The organism is Pseudomonas extremorientalis, assembly GCF_024584605.1.
GTDB classification, from domain to species: domain Bacteria; phylum Pseudomonadota; class Gammaproteobacteria; order Pseudomonadales; family Pseudomonadaceae; genus Aquipseudomonas; species Aquipseudomonas extremorientalis.
Genome location: NZ_CP089519.1, coordinates 5,505,293 through 5,519,563, shown reverse-complemented (window position 1 = coordinate 5,519,563; position 14,271 = coordinate 5,505,293). Strand labels below are relative to the sequence as shown.

11 protein-coding genes are annotated in these 14,271 nt (G+C 60.4%); 5 read left to right on the top strand and 6 right to left on the bottom strand.

Annotated features, from left to right (window positions below; translation table 11 throughout):
• The first annotated feature begins 40 nt into the window (after window positions 1–40).
• Window positions 41–1,705, top strand: coding sequence for an energy-dependent translational throttle protein EttA (gene ettA, locus LUU92_RS24955; protein ID WP_071489964.1), 1,665 nt, complete (start codon window positions 41–43; stop codon window positions 1,703–1,705).
• A gap of 245 nt (window positions 1,706–1,950) precedes the next feature.
• On the top strand, window positions 1,951–3,288 hold the full coding sequence (gene gdhA / locus LUU92_RS24950; RefSeq protein ID WP_257102789.1) for an NADP-specific glutamate dehydrogenase: 1,338 nt from the start codon (window positions 1,951–1,953) through the stop codon (window positions 3,286–3,288).
• Here gdhA and LUU92_RS24945 read toward each other — a convergent pair.
• The 4 genes from LUU92_RS24945 to LUU92_RS24930 all read right to left on the bottom strand — a co-directional run bounded on the left by LUU92_RS24945 (window position 3,285) and on the right by LUU92_RS24930 (window position 7,068).
• Window positions 3,285–3,773: a GreA/GreB family elongation factor gene (locus LUU92_RS24945; RefSeq protein ID WP_257102788.1), complete on the bottom strand. Its 489-nt coding sequence runs from the start codon at window positions 3,771–3,773 to the stop codon at window positions 3,285–3,287. The two genes, gdhA and LUU92_RS24945, sit on opposite strands and share 4 nt — an antisense overlap.
• Before the next feature lie 70 nt (window positions 3,774–3,843).
• On the bottom strand, window positions 3,844–4,200 hold the full coding sequence (locus LUU92_RS24940; protein ID WP_071489967.1) for a hypothetical protein: 357 nt from the start codon (window positions 4,198–4,200) through the stop codon (window positions 3,844–3,846).
• A gap of 432 nt (window positions 4,201–4,632) precedes the next feature.
• Window positions 4,633–6,486 (bottom strand): Lnb N-terminal periplasmic domain-containing protein, encoded by a 1,854-nt coding sequence (locus LUU92_RS24935; RefSeq protein ID WP_071489971.1) that lies wholly within the window; start codon window positions 6,484–6,486, stop codon window positions 4,633–4,635.
• 93 nt (window positions 6,487–6,579) lie between these two features.
• The gene (locus tag LUU92_RS24930) at window positions 6,580–7,068 is read right to left on the bottom strand and encodes a DUF3015 domain-containing protein (RefSeq protein ID WP_015885974.1); all 489 of its coding nucleotides are present in this window, start codon (window positions 7,066–7,068) and stop codon (window positions 6,580–6,582) included.
• Between the two features lie 267 nt (window positions 7,069–7,335).
• Between LUU92_RS24930 and LUU92_RS24925 the strand changes: the two genes are divergently transcribed.
• Together LUU92_RS24925 and LUU92_RS24920 are read left to right on the top strand one after the other, a co-directional pair.
• Entirely contained in the window at window positions 7,336–9,774 is a 2,439-nt protein-coding gene (locus LUU92_RS24925) for a Lon protease family protein (RefSeq protein WP_257102787.1), read from the top strand.
• Between the two features lie 252 nt (window positions 9,775–10,026).
• A complete protein-coding gene (locus LUU92_RS24920) occupies window positions 10,027–10,335 on the top strand; it encodes a PA4575 family protein (RefSeq protein ID WP_058427690.1) in 309 nt (102 codons plus the stop codon).
• 3 nt (window positions 10,336–10,338) lie between these two features.
• Here the strand turns inward: LUU92_RS24920 and LUU92_RS24915 are convergent, their stop codons facing one another.
• On the bottom strand, window positions 10,339–12,162 hold the full coding sequence (locus LUU92_RS24915) for a hypothetical protein (protein ID WP_257102786.1): 1,824 nt from the start codon (window positions 12,160–12,162) through the stop codon (window positions 10,339–10,341).
• Between the two features lie 166 nt (window positions 12,163–12,328).
• On the opposite strand from LUU92_RS24915, the gene LUU92_RS24910 reads away from it, so the two are divergent.
• The gene (locus LUU92_RS24910) at window positions 12,329–12,817 is read left to right on the top strand and encodes a TIGR00645 family protein (protein ID WP_071489973.1); all 489 of its coding nucleotides are present in this window, start codon (window positions 12,329–12,331) and stop codon (window positions 12,815–12,817) included.
• 15 nt (window positions 12,818–12,832) lie between these two features.
• Here LUU92_RS24910 and LUU92_RS24905 read toward each other — a convergent pair whose 3' ends face one another.
• Window positions 12,833–14,266 carry an ArnT family glycosyltransferase gene (locus LUU92_RS24905; protein ID WP_071489974.1) on the bottom strand — a complete coding sequence of 478 codons (1,434 nt, stop codon included), beginning with the start codon at window positions 14,264–14,266 and terminating at the stop codon, window positions 12,833–12,835.
• Between the last annotated feature and the right edge of the window lie 5 nt (window positions 14,267–14,271).

Genomic DNA, 14,271 nt, shown 5'->3' with positions numbered 1-14,271 from the left:
TCGCCCGCTTAATTCATCAGTCACTGACGCTAGGTTCACCATGGCTCAATACGTCTTCACCATGCATCGGCTGGGCAAAGTTGTCCCCCCGAAGCGGGAAATCCTGAAAAACATTTCGTTGTCCTTTTTCCCCGGCGCCAAGATCGGCGTACTCGGCCTCAACGGTTCGGGTAAATCCACGCTGCTGAAAATCATGGCCGGCGTCGACACCGAGTTCGAAGGCGAAGCCCGCCCGATGCCAGACCTGAACATCGGCTACCTGCCGCAAGAGCCGATCCTGGATCCGACCAAGACCGTGCGTGAAGTGGTCGAAGAAGCCGTCAGCGTGATCAAGGACGCCCAGGCGCGCCTGGACGAGGTCTACGCTGCCTACGCCGAACCGGACGCCGACTTCGACAAGCTCGCCGCCGAACAGGCCAAGCTCGAAGCCATCCTGCAGGCCGGCGACGGTCATAACCTGGAGCGCCAGCTGGAAGTCGCCGCCGACGCGCTGCGCCTGCCGGCATGGGACGCCAAGGTCGAACACCTGTCCGGTGGCGAGAAGCGCCGCGTGGCCCTGTGCCGCCTGCTGCTGTCGGCCCCCGACATGCTGCTGCTCGACGAACCGACCAACCACCTGGACGCCGATTCCGTCGCCTGGCTGGAACACTTCCTCCACGATTTCCCAGGCACCGTGGTTGCGATCACGCACGACCGCTACTTCCTGGACAACGTCGCCGGCTGGATCCTTGAGCTCGACCGTGGCGCCGGTATCCCTTACGAGGGCAACTACTCCGGTTGGCTGGAAGCCAAGTCCGACCGTCTGGCCGCCGAATCCAAGCAGCAATCGGCCCATGAAAAAGCCATGAAGGAAGAACTGGAGTGGGTGCGCAAAGGCGCCAAGGCCCGCCAGTCCAAGTCCAAGGCGCGTCTGCAACGCTTTGAAGAAATGCAATCGCAGGAATTCCAGAAGCGCTCGGAAACCAACGAGATCTACATCCCGGCCGGTCCGCGCCTGGGTGACAAGGTCATCGAGTTCAAGAACGTTACGAAAGGCTATGGCGACCGCGTACTGATCGACAACCTGTCGTTCTCCATGCCAAAAGGCGCGATCGTCGGCGTAATCGGCGGTAACGGTGCGGGTAAATCCACGCTGTTCCGCATGCTGATGGGCAAGGAAACCCCGGATTCGGGCACCATCGAAGTCGGCGAAACCGTGCAACTGGCCTGCGTGGACCAGAGCCGTGAAGACCTCGACGGCAGCAAGACCGTGTTCCAGCAGATTTCCGACGGCTCCGACCAGATCCGCATCGGCAACTATGAAATCCCGTCGCGTACCTATGTAGGCCGTTTCAACTTCAAGGGCGGCGACCAACAGAAGTTCGTCAAGGACCTGTCCGGTGGTGAGCGCGGTCGCTTGCACCTGGCCCTGACCCTGAAGGAGGGCGGCAACGTCCTGCTGCTCGACGAACCGTCCAACGACCTCGACGTTGAAACCCTGCGTTCCCTGGAAGAAGCCCTGCTGGACTTCCCGGGTGCTGCCATTGTGATCTCTCACGATCGGTGGTTCCTTGACCGCGTCGCGACGCACATCCTGGCGTACGAAGACGACTCGCAAGCGGTGTTTTTCGAAGGTAACTACACCGAGTACGAAGCGGACCGTAAAAAACGCTTGGGCGAAGCTGCTGCCCAGCCGCACCGTGTGCGTCACAAAAAGCTGGCCTGATCCGGGCTGGTGGTTTGAAAGAACGGAGCCTTCGGGCTCCGTTTTTTTGCCTGGAATTTGATGGTGCGTGCGGTTTGATTTGAATCCCTGAAAGGGTGCATAAAAGCCCCTGAAACTGGATACATTTATATAAAACGCACCATTTAAATTCACAAAGGCGACATTTTGCCCTGTCGCAGTGCGGAATGAATTGATAAAGTCCGGCTCAATCTCCGTTAACAACTAAAAATTTGCCGAGACTTTTCATGATTGAATCCGTCGAATCCTTCCTTGCCCGCCTCAAGAAACGCGACCCGGACCAGCCGGAATTCCACCAGGCCGTAGAAGAAGTCCTACGCAGTCTGTGGCCGTTTCTTGAAGCCAACCCCCACTACCTGACCTCGGGCATCCTGGAGCGCATCTGCGAGCCGGAACGCGCGATTACCTTCCGGGTGTCGTGGGTGGATGATCATGGCAGGGTCCAGGTCAATCGCGGTTTCCGTATCCAGATGAACAGCGCCATCGGCCCTTACAAAGGCGGCTTGCGCTTGCACCCGTCGGTCAACCTGGGCGTGCTGAAATTCCTCGCCTTCGAGCAGACCTTCAAGAATTCCCTGACGTCGCTGCCCATGGGCGGCGGCAAAGGCGGCTCGGACTTTGATCCAAAAGGTAAGAGCGACGCCGAAGTCATGCGCTTCTGCCAGGCTTTCATGAGCGAGTTGTATCGCCATATCGGCGCGGATGTGGACGTGCCGGCCGGTGACATCGGCGTAGGTGCCCGTGAGATCGGCTTCCTGTTCGGCCAGTACAAGCGCCTGAGCAACCAGTTCACCTCGGTGCTGACCGGCAAGGGCATGACCTACGGCGGCAGCCTGATTCGCCCGGAAGCCACCGGTTTTGGCTGCGTGTACTTCGCCGAAGAAATGCTCAAGCGCAACAACCAGCGGGTTGAAGGCAAGCGCGTGGCGGTGTCCGGTTCCGGCAACGTGGCGCAATACGCGGCGCGCAAGGTCATGGACCTGGGTGGCAAAGTGATTTCCCTGTCCGATTCCGAAGGCACCCTGTACGCCGAAAGCGGTTTGACCGAGGAGCAATGGTCGGCCCTGCTGGAGCTGAAAAACGTGCAGCGCGGGCGCATCAGTGAACTGGCTTCGCGTTATGGCCTGGAATTCCGCGCCGGTAAAACCCCCTGGGAACTGGCCTGCGATATTGCACTGCCCTGCGCTACGCAGAACGAACTCGATGCCGAGGCCGCCCGCACGCTACTGCGCAACGGCTGCATCTGCGTGGCCGAAGGCGCCAACATGCCGACCACCCTGGAGGCTGTGGATATCTTTATCGAGGCCGGCATTCTGTTCGCCCCGGGCAAGGCGTCCAATGCCGGTGGCGTGGCGGTGAGTGGCCTGGAAATGTCACAGAACGCCATGCGCCTGCTGTGGACCGCCGGTGAGGTGGACAGCAAGCTGCACAACATCATGCAGTCGATCCACCATGCCTGCGTGCACTACGGCGAAGAAAACGGCCGCATCAACTACGTCAAAGGCGCGAACATCGCAGGTTTTGTCAAAGTTGCCGACGCGATGCTGGCCCAAGGCATCGTCTAGGCCTCGGGCTCGACCCGCAGCACTTCGATCAACTGATCGCCGACGGGGCGTTGCCACAACACCTCGTCGCCGACCTGGGCGCCCAGCAAGGCGCGGCCCAGGGGCGAACCCCAGTTGATCAAGCCTGCGCCGGCATCGGCCTGGTCTTCCCCGACCAATTGGATGCGTTGCTGTTCGTCCAGCTCATTGGCGAAGGTCACCCAACTGCCGATCTGCACCTTGTCGGTGGACGTTGCGGGTGCCACCACTTGGGCGCTTTGCACCCGTTGGTTGAAGTAACGCAAATCCCGTTCAAGATCCGCCTGGCGCTGTTTATCGTCTTTGGCGGATTCCAGGCCATATTCGTGCTGCAACTGCGCAACCTTGGCCTGCAACTGCGCCAGCCCTCGCGCGGTGAGGCGGTTGGGTTGCTCGCTGACCTGACGCTCCACCGGCTGGTCGGCCTGGGCGGCGGCGTTGTCCTCGTTTACAAAAGCTCGGCTCATGACGTTCTCCCTCAATGGAGTTTGGGCCATGATCGCCGCGCATTAGTTTCGATGGATGTCTGAAAGCGACCTACTGCGAACGATAGGCCCTGGCGGCGTCGCGGTCCTTTTCGTGTTGCCACGCGCGTTCGCGGTCATCCCAGTGGTTGTCCTTGTAGTCGCGCAGCTCTTCGTTCTCGCGCATGGCCTTGCACTGGCGAAAGCCATCTTCCCAGCCCTCGGCGTATTCACGGACCTTGAGATAACGCGGCACGTTCTTGCGAAATTCCCCGCTGATCACCCCGGCCGCCTGGCGACCGCTGCTGCACCCGTCATCGAAACCATCGGCAAACGCCGGTGGGTAACCCTTGGCCAACAACTCTTGATGGGTCGACTGGCAACCCGCCAACACCACCACTGCACACAGCATTACCGCACACCGCCACATGGCGTACTCCCTGGCCGTTTCACGGCTGATAGGGGAAGTCTAGTCAGGGGTTTGTTGGCGCGGTGTGAAAGGGAGGTGAGAAAGGTGTTGGGTTAAAGGGCCATCACCGTAACCCTCGGCGAAACGAAAATTGCGTCTGTGGCGAGCGGGCTTGCCCCGCGTTGGGCTGCGCAGCAGCCCCAATAAAGAGCTGCGCGGTATGCCCGGTACTCCTTAGTTGAATGTTTGGGGGCTGCTGCGCAGCCCAACGCGGGGCAAGCCCGCTCGCCACAAAGTGATCTCGGTGCGACCTTTTAGTCGTGATAAACCACTGTTTTTTTCAGTTGAATGGACTCAGTGACATCAGGGCAGAGCTGTGTATTTGAGTCTATGAGAAACAAATGTGGGAGGAGGCAAGCCCCCTCCCACATATTGATCTCGGCCAGGCTTTAGTCAGTAGTGATACCACTTCACTTCAAGCATCACTTCATTCACCGGCGTCGACAGGTGGCTGTACTCGCGCTGTGCACTCAGGCGTAGCCCCAGGTTGCGCGACAATTCCCACTGTTGATTCAGGCTGATACTGCGGCGCACTTCGCCATTGGTGAAAAAGTCACCCTTGGCTTCCAGGCTCAGGTTGCCCAGTGGGTTCTTCCACAGCACGCCGGTGTTGAACCCGGCCGCCGGGGAGATGGCTTCGCTGAAGTCGTTGTTGTGCTCCACGCGCACGGTGCCGAGGGCGAAGCCGAGCATGTCGTCACTCAACTGCCAGGTGCCGCCGGCGCCGCCGTTGACGTGGGCGACCAGGGTTTCGTCGTCGTGTTTGCCGGGCACGCGTTCAAGGCCGCCAGTGACTTGCCAGGACCACGGCTGCAACAGGGCGTTGCGTGGGGTCAGGGAGCGGATGGTGGCCAGGTCCAGTTGCTGCAGCTGCCAGTGGTTGCCTTCGTACTGGCGCAGTTTCATTTGCAGGATTTCGATCTGTGCGCCGAGGGGGAAACCTTCAGCGTTGTCGTTGAGGTCGTGGTAGGCCATGCGCAGGCCGTATTCGCCGAAGGCCTTGTCGCCCCGGGTGCCGATGCCGGCTTGCCAGGTGCGCGATTCGTGGCCGTTTTCCGGCAGGCCGGGCGGTGTGATCTTGAGGTCGGGCGCCGGGTTCTGGTTGATCGCGCGCAGCAGTTCGAAGCTGCGTTGGGAGCGGACGGTGTCGCGTTCCAGGCCGTTGGCGCGGTAGCGGCCAAGGCGGTAGGCGGCGTCGATGATCAGGGCCTGGCGGTCGCGGGGCAGGGCTTTGAAGGCCGGCTCCTGCAATTGCTGCTGGTCATCGCTGACCTTCAACACCCATTGCTGTTCGTCGCTGTCCAGCGGCTTGGCGCGCTCCAACAGCTCGCGTTCGCGGGACGGGCGGTAGTCTATCCTTTCCACCAGGCCCGCATCTTTCACCGCCTTGACCGTGTCGGTCGGGATGGCGGTCAGTGGAAACTGTTCGGTCAGGCGCAGGCCGGGGCGGGCCACTTGCAGCAGTTCGAGCAGGCGATAGGAGCAGTTTTCGTCGAAAAAGAAGTAATCGAACTGGATCTGCTTGAGCTCCCACACGTGCTCGACCATGCGCTCGGTCTCCACCTGGGTGAGGTTGAGGCGGTATTCCCACAGGTCGCGGTTCTCAAGGCTACGGTATTCGGAGAGTTTTTCCTGGTAGGGCACCAGGGCGAACAGGCCGGGATAACCACCCATCAGGCCTTTCCAGGCATAGAGGATGCTGTTGTCGGAGCCTTCGATATAGGCACCGAAGTTGATCGCGTAGCTGAGCAGGGCGGTGTTGTTGCTTTGCACGTCGGCCTGGTCGATACGCAGCAGGGTGTGCCCGAACATCGACGACGGGCTGTTGAGGTAGGCCGCCGGGAAGATCATCACCGCGCTGTGAGGGGCGACGTCCTTGAACCATTGCTTGAATTCCGTGCAGTCCACGGCGGGCAGGTCAGTGAGGTGCAACTGATCCTTGAGCCAGCGGGTACGTGCGGGGTAAACGCATTGGGCATGTTTTTCACCCAGGCTGACCGGCGCGTAGAGCGCGTCAACGGTGGCCTTGAGTTCGGCGTCCGGGTGGTGGGCGCCATCGGCTGCGAGGAAGAATTTCTTGTCGCTGACATAACTGCGCCAGCCACTGATTTTGCCGGCTTCATAATGGCCGAGGGACAGCCAGAACGGATCGTTGGCCAATTGCTGCAAACGTTGATCATCAAGATGCGGTGCCGCGTACAGCGGGGCGCAGGCGAAGAGTGCCGTCCAGGCAAAGCGTTTGAGCATAGGGGCAACTTAAGTCGGAAATAAGAGAGACCCAAAGGGGAGGCGGGCCCAAAAATAAAACCCGCGCCTTAAGCAGGCGCGGGCTGGACGAGCTTAAGCCTGGGTAGCGTATTTCGCCAGACGGGCATCGCTTTTCAGTACAGCAATGGTGTTGTTGTGCACGTCGTCAGCGGTCACGTCAGCCTTGCTGAAGATCTGCTGGAAGTGCTCGTGGGTCACGGCCGCGAAGTGTTCGCGATCTTCCGGGGCCACGCCCAGTACCACGGCGTAGGTGGTCAGCGCTTCGCCATTACCCTTGGCCATGTCTTCGGACAGCTCGTTCATCATGCCATTCATGGCAATCCACGATTTGCCGCCGTAAGTCAGGGCGCTGTTGGTGCTGCAACCGTTGGTGCCCGAGGTCATGCCGAACGTGGCGTTACCCGATGTACCGTTGGTGGTGGAAGCCAGGAAGTGAGCTGGAGTGCCGCGCTGGCCTTCGAACAACATGTTGCCCCAACCGCAGTTCGGGCCACCTGGTGCTTCTGCCATTGCATTGAGGGAGACGACGGTGAAGAGAGTACCGAGAAGGATCCGTTTCATAGCTTTGTTCTCTTTGTGTGCAAACCAATGGACAAGGGTTCAGGCGCATCGCGGCGCCCTAGGGGCCAGTTATTAGTCCAACCCGCGCAGTTTGGAGTTTAGGCATGTTCCAAGGGTTCCGTGCATTTTTCTAAAACATTCGATGATGACGCGATATTTTTGCAGGGCGCGTCCCGTGCCTATGCTTTCCCACAGGCGCGCCTTGCCAGAGCGCGTAACCGGGAGCCAGAATGCCGTCATCTGCCCCGCCTGATGTAAGGAAGCCCGATGCCTGATCCTGTTGCTGCCAGCTTGCGTCTAGCGCCCGAAGCGCTGACTCGCCCTTTCTCCGCTGAACAGTTCAGCTTCTCGACCACCAATGATTTGGAGCCCTTTCGCGGTGTGCTTGGCCAGGAACGTGCGGTTGAAGCGTTGCAGTTCGGTGTGGCCATGCCACGCCCCGGTTACAACGTGTTTGTCATGGGCGAGCCCGGGACCGGTCGCTTTTCGTTCGTCAAACGCTACCTGAAGGCCGAAGGCAAGCGCCTGCAGACCCCGTCGGACTGGGTCTATGTAAATAATTTCGATGAGCCTCGCGAGCCGCGTGCCCTTGAATTACCGGGCGGCGGTGCGGCGGCGTTCATCAACGACATCAACGGTCTGGTCGACAACCTTGTCGCCATCTTCCCGGCAGTCTTCGAGCACCCGACTTATCAACAGCGCAAGAGTGCGATCGACCGCGCCTTCAACCAGCGCTACGACAAGGCCCTGGACGTAATCGAACGCCTGGCCCTGGAAAAGGACGTGGCGCTGTACCGCGACAGCTCCAACATTGCCTTCACGCCGATGCTCGACGGCAAGGCGCTGGACGAGGCCGAGTTCTCGCAGCTGCCGGAAGCTGATCGCGAGCGCTTCCACACGGATATTTCCGAGTTGGAAGAGCGCCTCAACGAAGAACTGGCGAGCCTGCCGCAGTGGAAGCGTGAGTCGAACAACCAACTGCGCCAGTTCAACGAAGAAACCATCACCCTGGCCCTGCAGCCTCTGCTTGCGCCATTGTCGGAAAAGTACGCAGAAAACGCAGGCGTCTGCGGCTACCTGCAAGCCATGCAGGTGTACTTGCTCAAGACCGTGGTCGAGCAATTGGTGGACGATGCCAAGACCGACGCCCAGGCGCGCAAGCTGCTTGAAGAGCAGTACTGCCCAAGCCTGGTGGTGGGCCATCCGGTCAACGGTGGCGCGCCGGTGGTGTTTGAGCCGCACCCGACCTACGACAATCTGTTCGGCCGCATCGAGTACAGCACCGACCAGGGCGCGCTCTACACCACCTATCGCCAGTTGCGCCCGGGCGCCTTGCACCGTGCCAACGGCGGCTTCCTGATTCTCGAAGCCGAAAAAATGCTCGGCGAGCCGTTCGTGTGGGACGCCCTCAAGCGCTCCCTGCAATCGCGCAAGCTGAAGATGGAATCGCCGCTGGGCGAACTGGGCCGCCTGGCCACCGTGACCCTCAACCCGCAGATGATCCCGTTGCAGGTCAAGGTGATCATCATTGGTTCGCGCCAGTTGTACTACGCGTTGCAGGACGCTGATCCGGACTTCCAGGAGATGTTCCGCGTACTGGTGGACTTCGACGAAGACATCCCGATGGTCGACGAAAGCCTGGAGCAGTTCGCCCAATTGCTGAAAACCCGCACGTCGGAAGAAGGCATGGCACCGCTGACCTCGGACGCCGTGGCGCGGTTGGCCACCTACAGTGCCCGGCTGGCGGAGCACCAGGGGCGCTTGTCGGCGCGTATCGGGGATTTGTTCCAGCTGGTCAGCGAGGCGGATTTCATTCGCCATCTCGCGGGCGACGAGATGACCGATGCCGGGCATATCGAACGCGCACTCAAAGCCAAGGCCACGCGTACCGGGCGGGTGTCGGCGCGGATTCTTGACGACATGCTCGCCGGGGTGATCCTGATCGACACCGCCGGTGCGGCGGTGGGCAAGTGCAACGGGCTGACGGTGCTGGAGGTGGGCGATTCGGCATTCGGTGTGCCGGCGCGGATTTCCGCCACGGTGTACCCGGGCGGCAGCGGTATTGTCGACATCGAGCGTGAGGTCAACCTCGGCCAGCCGATCCACTCCAAGGGCGTGATGATCCTCACCGGTTACCTGGGCAGCCGTTACGCCCAGGAATTCCCGCTGGCGATCTCGGCGAGTATCGCGCTGGAGCAGTCCTACGGTTATGTGGACGGCGACAGTGCCTCCCTGGGCGAAGCGTGCACCTTGATCTCGGCCTTGTCGAAAACCCCGCTCAAGCAGTGCTTCGCCATCACCGGCTCCATCAACCAGTTTGGTGAAGTGCAGGCGGTGGGCGGGGTCAACGAGAAGATCGAAGGGTTCTTCCGCCTCTGCGAAGCGCGTGGCCTGACCGGTGAACAGGGCGCGATCATTCCCCAGGCCAACGTCGCTACGCTGATGCTGGATGAGAAGGTGCTGCAGGCCGTGCGTGCCGGGCAGTTCCATATCTATGCGGTGCGCCAGGCGGACGAGGCGTTGAGCCTGTTGGTGGGCGAGGATGCCGGTGAGCCGGATGCCGAAGGGCAGTTTCCGGAAGGCACGGTGAATGCACGTGTGGTAGAGCGGTTGCGCGCGATTGCCGAGATGATCAGCGAGGATGACCTGAAGGAAGCGGAAAAGGAGTTGGCGCAGGAAGCGTTGGCGGAAGCCAAGCCCATCTGATGGCGACGTGAATTGTGGCGAGCGGGCTTGCCACAACTAGCACCATAGCCACAACAATCCCATCACCACATGACGGGTAAAACCGTCATGAATTTGGCGCGACTGTAAGACCAACGCCCGTTGGTCCCTACAACCTTGGTTTGTCGTGGTTTTCTTCTATTCTGTGCTCAAGGGATATCCACAGGAGTCGCGGGATAGAAACAGCCTCGCCCCAGGCGCAGGTTGAACACCGATCTACCGAGGGTCGCCGCCATGCCGCGCAACCTTTGCCTTACCCGCCAGTGCTTTGGCCTGGTCACCCGTATCGAATGTTCCATTCGCCCTCTTGCGGGGGATAACGGGATGTGGACCTTGTTGTTTGCCGCCGGAATGACCGGTGAACAGCCGTCCACCATCAAGTCTCAAGGCCCGTTCCCCGGGCCCTTCGTCGCGGAAAACATGCTGGAGTCCATCGTCGACAGCCTGACCCAGCACGGCTACGAGAAGGCGGGTGACCCGCAGATCTGGTGCCTGCACATGCAGGCCCATCTGCGACAGCTCAATGGTGACACCCAGCACTGACCGCTATTTGCTCTCGGGTTTGTCCAACTTGACCTCGAAGCCATATTGCACGGTGCTCAGGTCGGTGCGCTGGTAGCTTTCCAGGGTGGTCGGCCGGCCGTAAAAGTAATGCACGTCAAACAGTGCCGTGCCGTACTCCTCGGCGCGGTGGCTGACGCCGAGGATTTCCTTGAGGTAGTTGCCGCTGGCGTCCTTGGCGTAGAACCGCCAGCTGTCGGCGGGGAAGGCCTTCTGGTCGACGATCAGCGCGTTGTCTTTGAGCGACAGCCCCTTGGGCAGCTTGGCCACGTCGATCTCGGCTTTGTCGATGGTCGCCAGGAACAGCGGAATCGAGCCCACCACATACGCCGGGTTTTCCGGGAACAGGTTCAGGTCGTAGGTGAGGGTGCCGCGTGCCGGGTTCAGTTCAAACGCCTCGGTCGGCAGTTCGATCGGCTCGCCGCGTTCGCCTTTTTCGTCGGCGGTGAAGAAGGTCACCGGTGATTCGCTGCTGTTGCGCTCGCTGCCCACCAGGTCGTCATTGAAGGTGAAGGGGTGGTCGAACACGATGTGCGCAGCGCTGGCGTCTTCAACCGACTGGCTGATGGTGACGCTGTTTTTCAGCTGATCCTCGGTCATGCCCGCGTCTTTGAGCCAGCTGGCGGCGCCGTCGTCATACACGGTGACCGGCATCGGCAGGGCCTGGACGGTGTTCTGCAGGCTGTTCTTGTCGAAGCGCATCACGGGCAGGTCGAGGTCTTTGCGCGTGCGCGTGGCGGTGGAAAAATCCAGTACGTTGACCTGCAGGTTGTCGATCACGCCATTGAAATACACCTTGGCATAATGGCTGCTCTGTTTGTGTTCGAAAGCTTTTTGTTCCTCGGTGAGCTGTTTTTCGAACGCCTCCGACCAGGCTTTCTGCTTTTGCATCTCGGCCAGTTGTTTTTCGTAGAACGCCACCTGGGCGCTGCTTTCGTTGATCGAGCCCGACCGGGTGAGGAACTGCCCGGTGCTGTCCCGCGCCTGCACCAGCAGCGGGTTGGGCGACTCGTCACCGACTTCAGGCGCCAGCGGTTGGCTGTTGGTCAGCTCGATCTCGGCATAGTTTTTTTCCAGGAGCAACAGGTTGAGGGTGATGTTGCCCTCGGTGCGCTTGTGGCCTACGTCTTTTTTCGACAGATCAAAGGTCAACACCTTGCCCGGCGCGACCACTTCCACCGTGCCCTTGAGGCTGACGGGCTGTGGCTGGCTCTTGTTTTCCGTCTCGATGCCGTCGATGAACGGGTAGGTCACCGTCAGGTCGTCGGGGTTGGTCAGGTTGGAGCTGCTGGGGCTCAACTGGATGCCCGGATCGGTTTCCGACCATTCCGGCTGGAAGGGGATGACCTTGTTGTTGCTCAGGGTCACCGACTGCCATTCCAGGCCGTGGGGGAAGGGGAACTGGTCAGGCATGTTGAAGTTGAACGGGAACACCGGCTGCAAGTCGGTCAGGTAGTCGGAATGGGAGCTCTTGCGCAGCACGAACAGGCCATTGATGTAGGTGTCCACCAACGCCTGGGGCGTGGGGTAGTGCTTGAGCAGGGCGAGGGAGTCCTCGCCGTATTCGGCTTCGATGGGCTTGCTGGCGAGTTTGACCCGCGCCCGCTCCAGTAACAGCAGCGAACCGCCCAGGTCGGCGACGGCGTCACGCAGCTTGGGGTCCTGGATGCTGTCCAGGGAGTGTTCGAACTTTGCGGTTTTCTCTTCGAGGGTGGTCTGCTTCTGCTCGTCACTGGGGGAGCAGCCGCCAGCCAGCAGCAATGCCGCGCACAGGCCGATACTGGCCAAAGGGGATCGCACATCCATCATCTGAGTTTTTCCTGTCCGACGTCATCGAGCCGAGTTGTTATTGGGCTCGACACTAGCAGAAAAATTCTCTTACAGATGCCGCACAGGTCAGTTTTCTCGTGGTTACAGCTGTCTTGTAGCGGCTGGTATACTCGCCGCCATTTCTAGCCAAGCTGTGTGAGATCCAATGGAACGCTTTATCGAAAATACTATGTACGCCTCACGCTGGCTGCTGGCGCCTATCTATCTGGGGCTTTCCCTGGGCCTGCTGATCCTGGCGCTGAAGTTCTTCCAGGAAATCATCCACGTCCTGCCCAATGTGTTTTCCATGCTGGAAGCTGATGTGATCCTGCTGCTGCTGTCGTTGATCGACATGGCCCTGGTCGGCGGCTTGCTGGTGATGGTGATGATTTCCGGCTACGAGAACTTCGTCTCGCAGCTGGATATCGATGAAAACAAAGAGAAACTCAACTGGCTGGGCACCATGGACTCTTCGTCGCTGAAGATGAAAGTGGCGGCGTCCATCGTGGCGATTTCGTCCATCCACTTGCTGCGCATCTTTATGGACGCCAAGAACGTCGATCCGCAGCACCTGATGTGGTACGTGATCATCCACATGACCTTCGTGGTCTCGGCGTTTGCCATGGGTTACCTGGACAAGGTCACCAAACACTGATGCCCTGCGCCGGCCTTACTGCTCCACAAAGTAGTAAGGCTGGCGGTTGATCGACATCTGCTTGATCACCTTCACCGGGGTGGCCAGGTCGTTGGTATGGTCCAGCAACGCAATGTTGCCGGGCTTGGCGCCGAGGTAGTTGTGCAGCTCGGCCTCGGTCTTCAGGATCGGCAAGTAGGCCTGCAGATAGAACACGCTGGCCCCGGCGATGCGCTCGTTGGGCTGGAACAGCACCACCTCCCTGCTTTCATCTTTAAACGCCTGAACCTGGCTGATCACCGGGACGAACGACTGGCGCACATCGGCCTTGGGCGCAAACCAGAACGCTGCAATCAGATAGCAGCCCACGGCCAGGGTGAACACGCCGCCCACGAGGGTTCTGTGATGTGTGTAGAGCGCAGGTTTGCGGGTTTTCAGCCACGCCAGCAGCACCCGTGCATATTCCGCGGCCAGTACGGCGGCGGCCGGGGCCAGTGCCATCAGGTACACCGTGCGTTTGCTCGAGGCCAGGGTCAACAGGGTGAACTGCGCCACCAGCCAGACGCTGAAGAACAAGTGGTAGCGGTTGCGCACCAGGCTTTTGCGGAAATGCCACAGGCCCAGGTACACCAGGATATTCCACGGCAGGAACGCCTCGGGCAGCTTGGCGATGTAGTAGTAGAACGGCTCGTAATGCCCGGCCTCGACAAACGAGCCGCTGAAACGGCCGACGCTGTTGGTCAGCAGCACTTCGGCCACCGCTTGCATGCCGCCACGCTGGAACAGGAAGCCCAGCCAGATCACCAATGGCACCAGCGCCAGCAAGGTGAACAGCGCGGGCTTGAGCCAGTCGCCAAGGCGCAGGCGCTTGTCCATGAGGCTGGTGCTGACCAGATATACAAAAATCACAATGCCCGGCATCGCCAGGCCCAGCACGCCTTTGCTGAGGGTGGCAATCACCATCCCTGCGGTAAACAGTGCCCATGCGCCTGTGCTTGAGCCTTCACGATCGGGCCGCACGGCCTGGTAAAACCCCAGCAGTGCGGCGGTCACGCCGAGGGTGAGCAGCGAATCCTCACCCACACCGCGCGCATTGCTCCAGTAACTGGCCATGGTCGCCAGGATAAGCGCGGCGCTGAAGGCCAGCGTCTGCGGCCGGCCGAACCTGCGCAGCATTGTGTAAAGCAGCATTACGCTGAACAACCCAGCAAAGGCCGAAGCCAGGCGCACCGCCCAAGTGGTGCCGCCAAACAGGCGAATCGCCCCGGCATCGATCCACAGGCTCAAGGGTGGTTTTTCCAGGAACGGTTCACGAAACAACTGGGGCACCACCCAGTTATTGTCCAGGTGCATGGCCATGGCGATCCCGGCCACGCGGGCTTCGGTGGAGCCTTGCAGCTCGTGGTTACCCAGGGCAAAGAAGAACAACAGACCAGCAAGCAGGAACAGCAGGGGAGCGGGACGCGTCATGGAGT

What these genes read in the sequence shown, in the direction of transcription:
- LUU92_RS24940 (WP_071489967.1), bottom strand. Translation starts at nt 4,200, where the DNA reads ATGTGGCGGTGTGCGGTAATGCTGTGTGCAGTGGTGGTGTTGGCGGGT.
- LUU92_RS24905 (WP_071489974.1), bottom strand. Translation starts at nt 14,266, where the DNA reads ATGACGCGTCCCGCTCCCCTGCTGTTCCTGCTTGCTGGTCTGTTGTTC.
- LUU92_RS24925 (WP_257102787.1), top strand. Translation starts at nt 7,336, where the DNA reads ATGCCTGATCCTGTTGCTGCCAGCTTGCGTCTAGCGCCCGAAGCGCTG.
- ettA (WP_071489964.1), top strand. Translation starts at nt 41, where the DNA reads ATGGCTCAATACGTCTTCACCATGCATCGGCTGGGCAAAGTTGTCCCC.
- LUU92_RS24935 (WP_071489971.1), bottom strand. Translation starts at nt 6,486, where the DNA reads ATGCTCAAACGCTTTGCCTGGACGGCACTCTTCGCCTGCGCCCCGCTG.
- LUU92_RS24930 (WP_015885974.1), bottom strand. Translation starts at nt 7,068, where the DNA reads ATGAAACGGATCCTTCTCGGTACTCTCTTCACCGTCGTCTCCCTCAAT.
- LUU92_RS24920 (WP_058427690.1), top strand. Translation starts at nt 10,027, where the DNA reads ATGCCGCGCAACCTTTGCCTTACCCGCCAGTGCTTTGGCCTGGTCACC.
- LUU92_RS24945 (WP_257102788.1), bottom strand. Translation starts at nt 3,773, where the DNA reads ATGAGCCGAGCTTTTGTAAACGAGGACAACGCCGCCGCCCAGGCCGAC.
- gdhA (WP_257102789.1), top strand. Translation starts at nt 1,951, where the DNA reads ATGATTGAATCCGTCGAATCCTTCCTTGCCCGCCTCAAGAAACGCGAC.
- LUU92_RS24915 (WP_257102786.1), bottom strand. Translation starts at nt 12,162, where the DNA reads ATGATGGATGTGCGATCCCCTTTGGCCAGTATCGGCCTGTGCGCGGCA.
- LUU92_RS24910 (WP_071489973.1), top strand. Translation starts at nt 12,329, where the DNA reads ATGGAACGCTTTATCGAAAATACTATGTACGCCTCACGCTGGCTGCTG.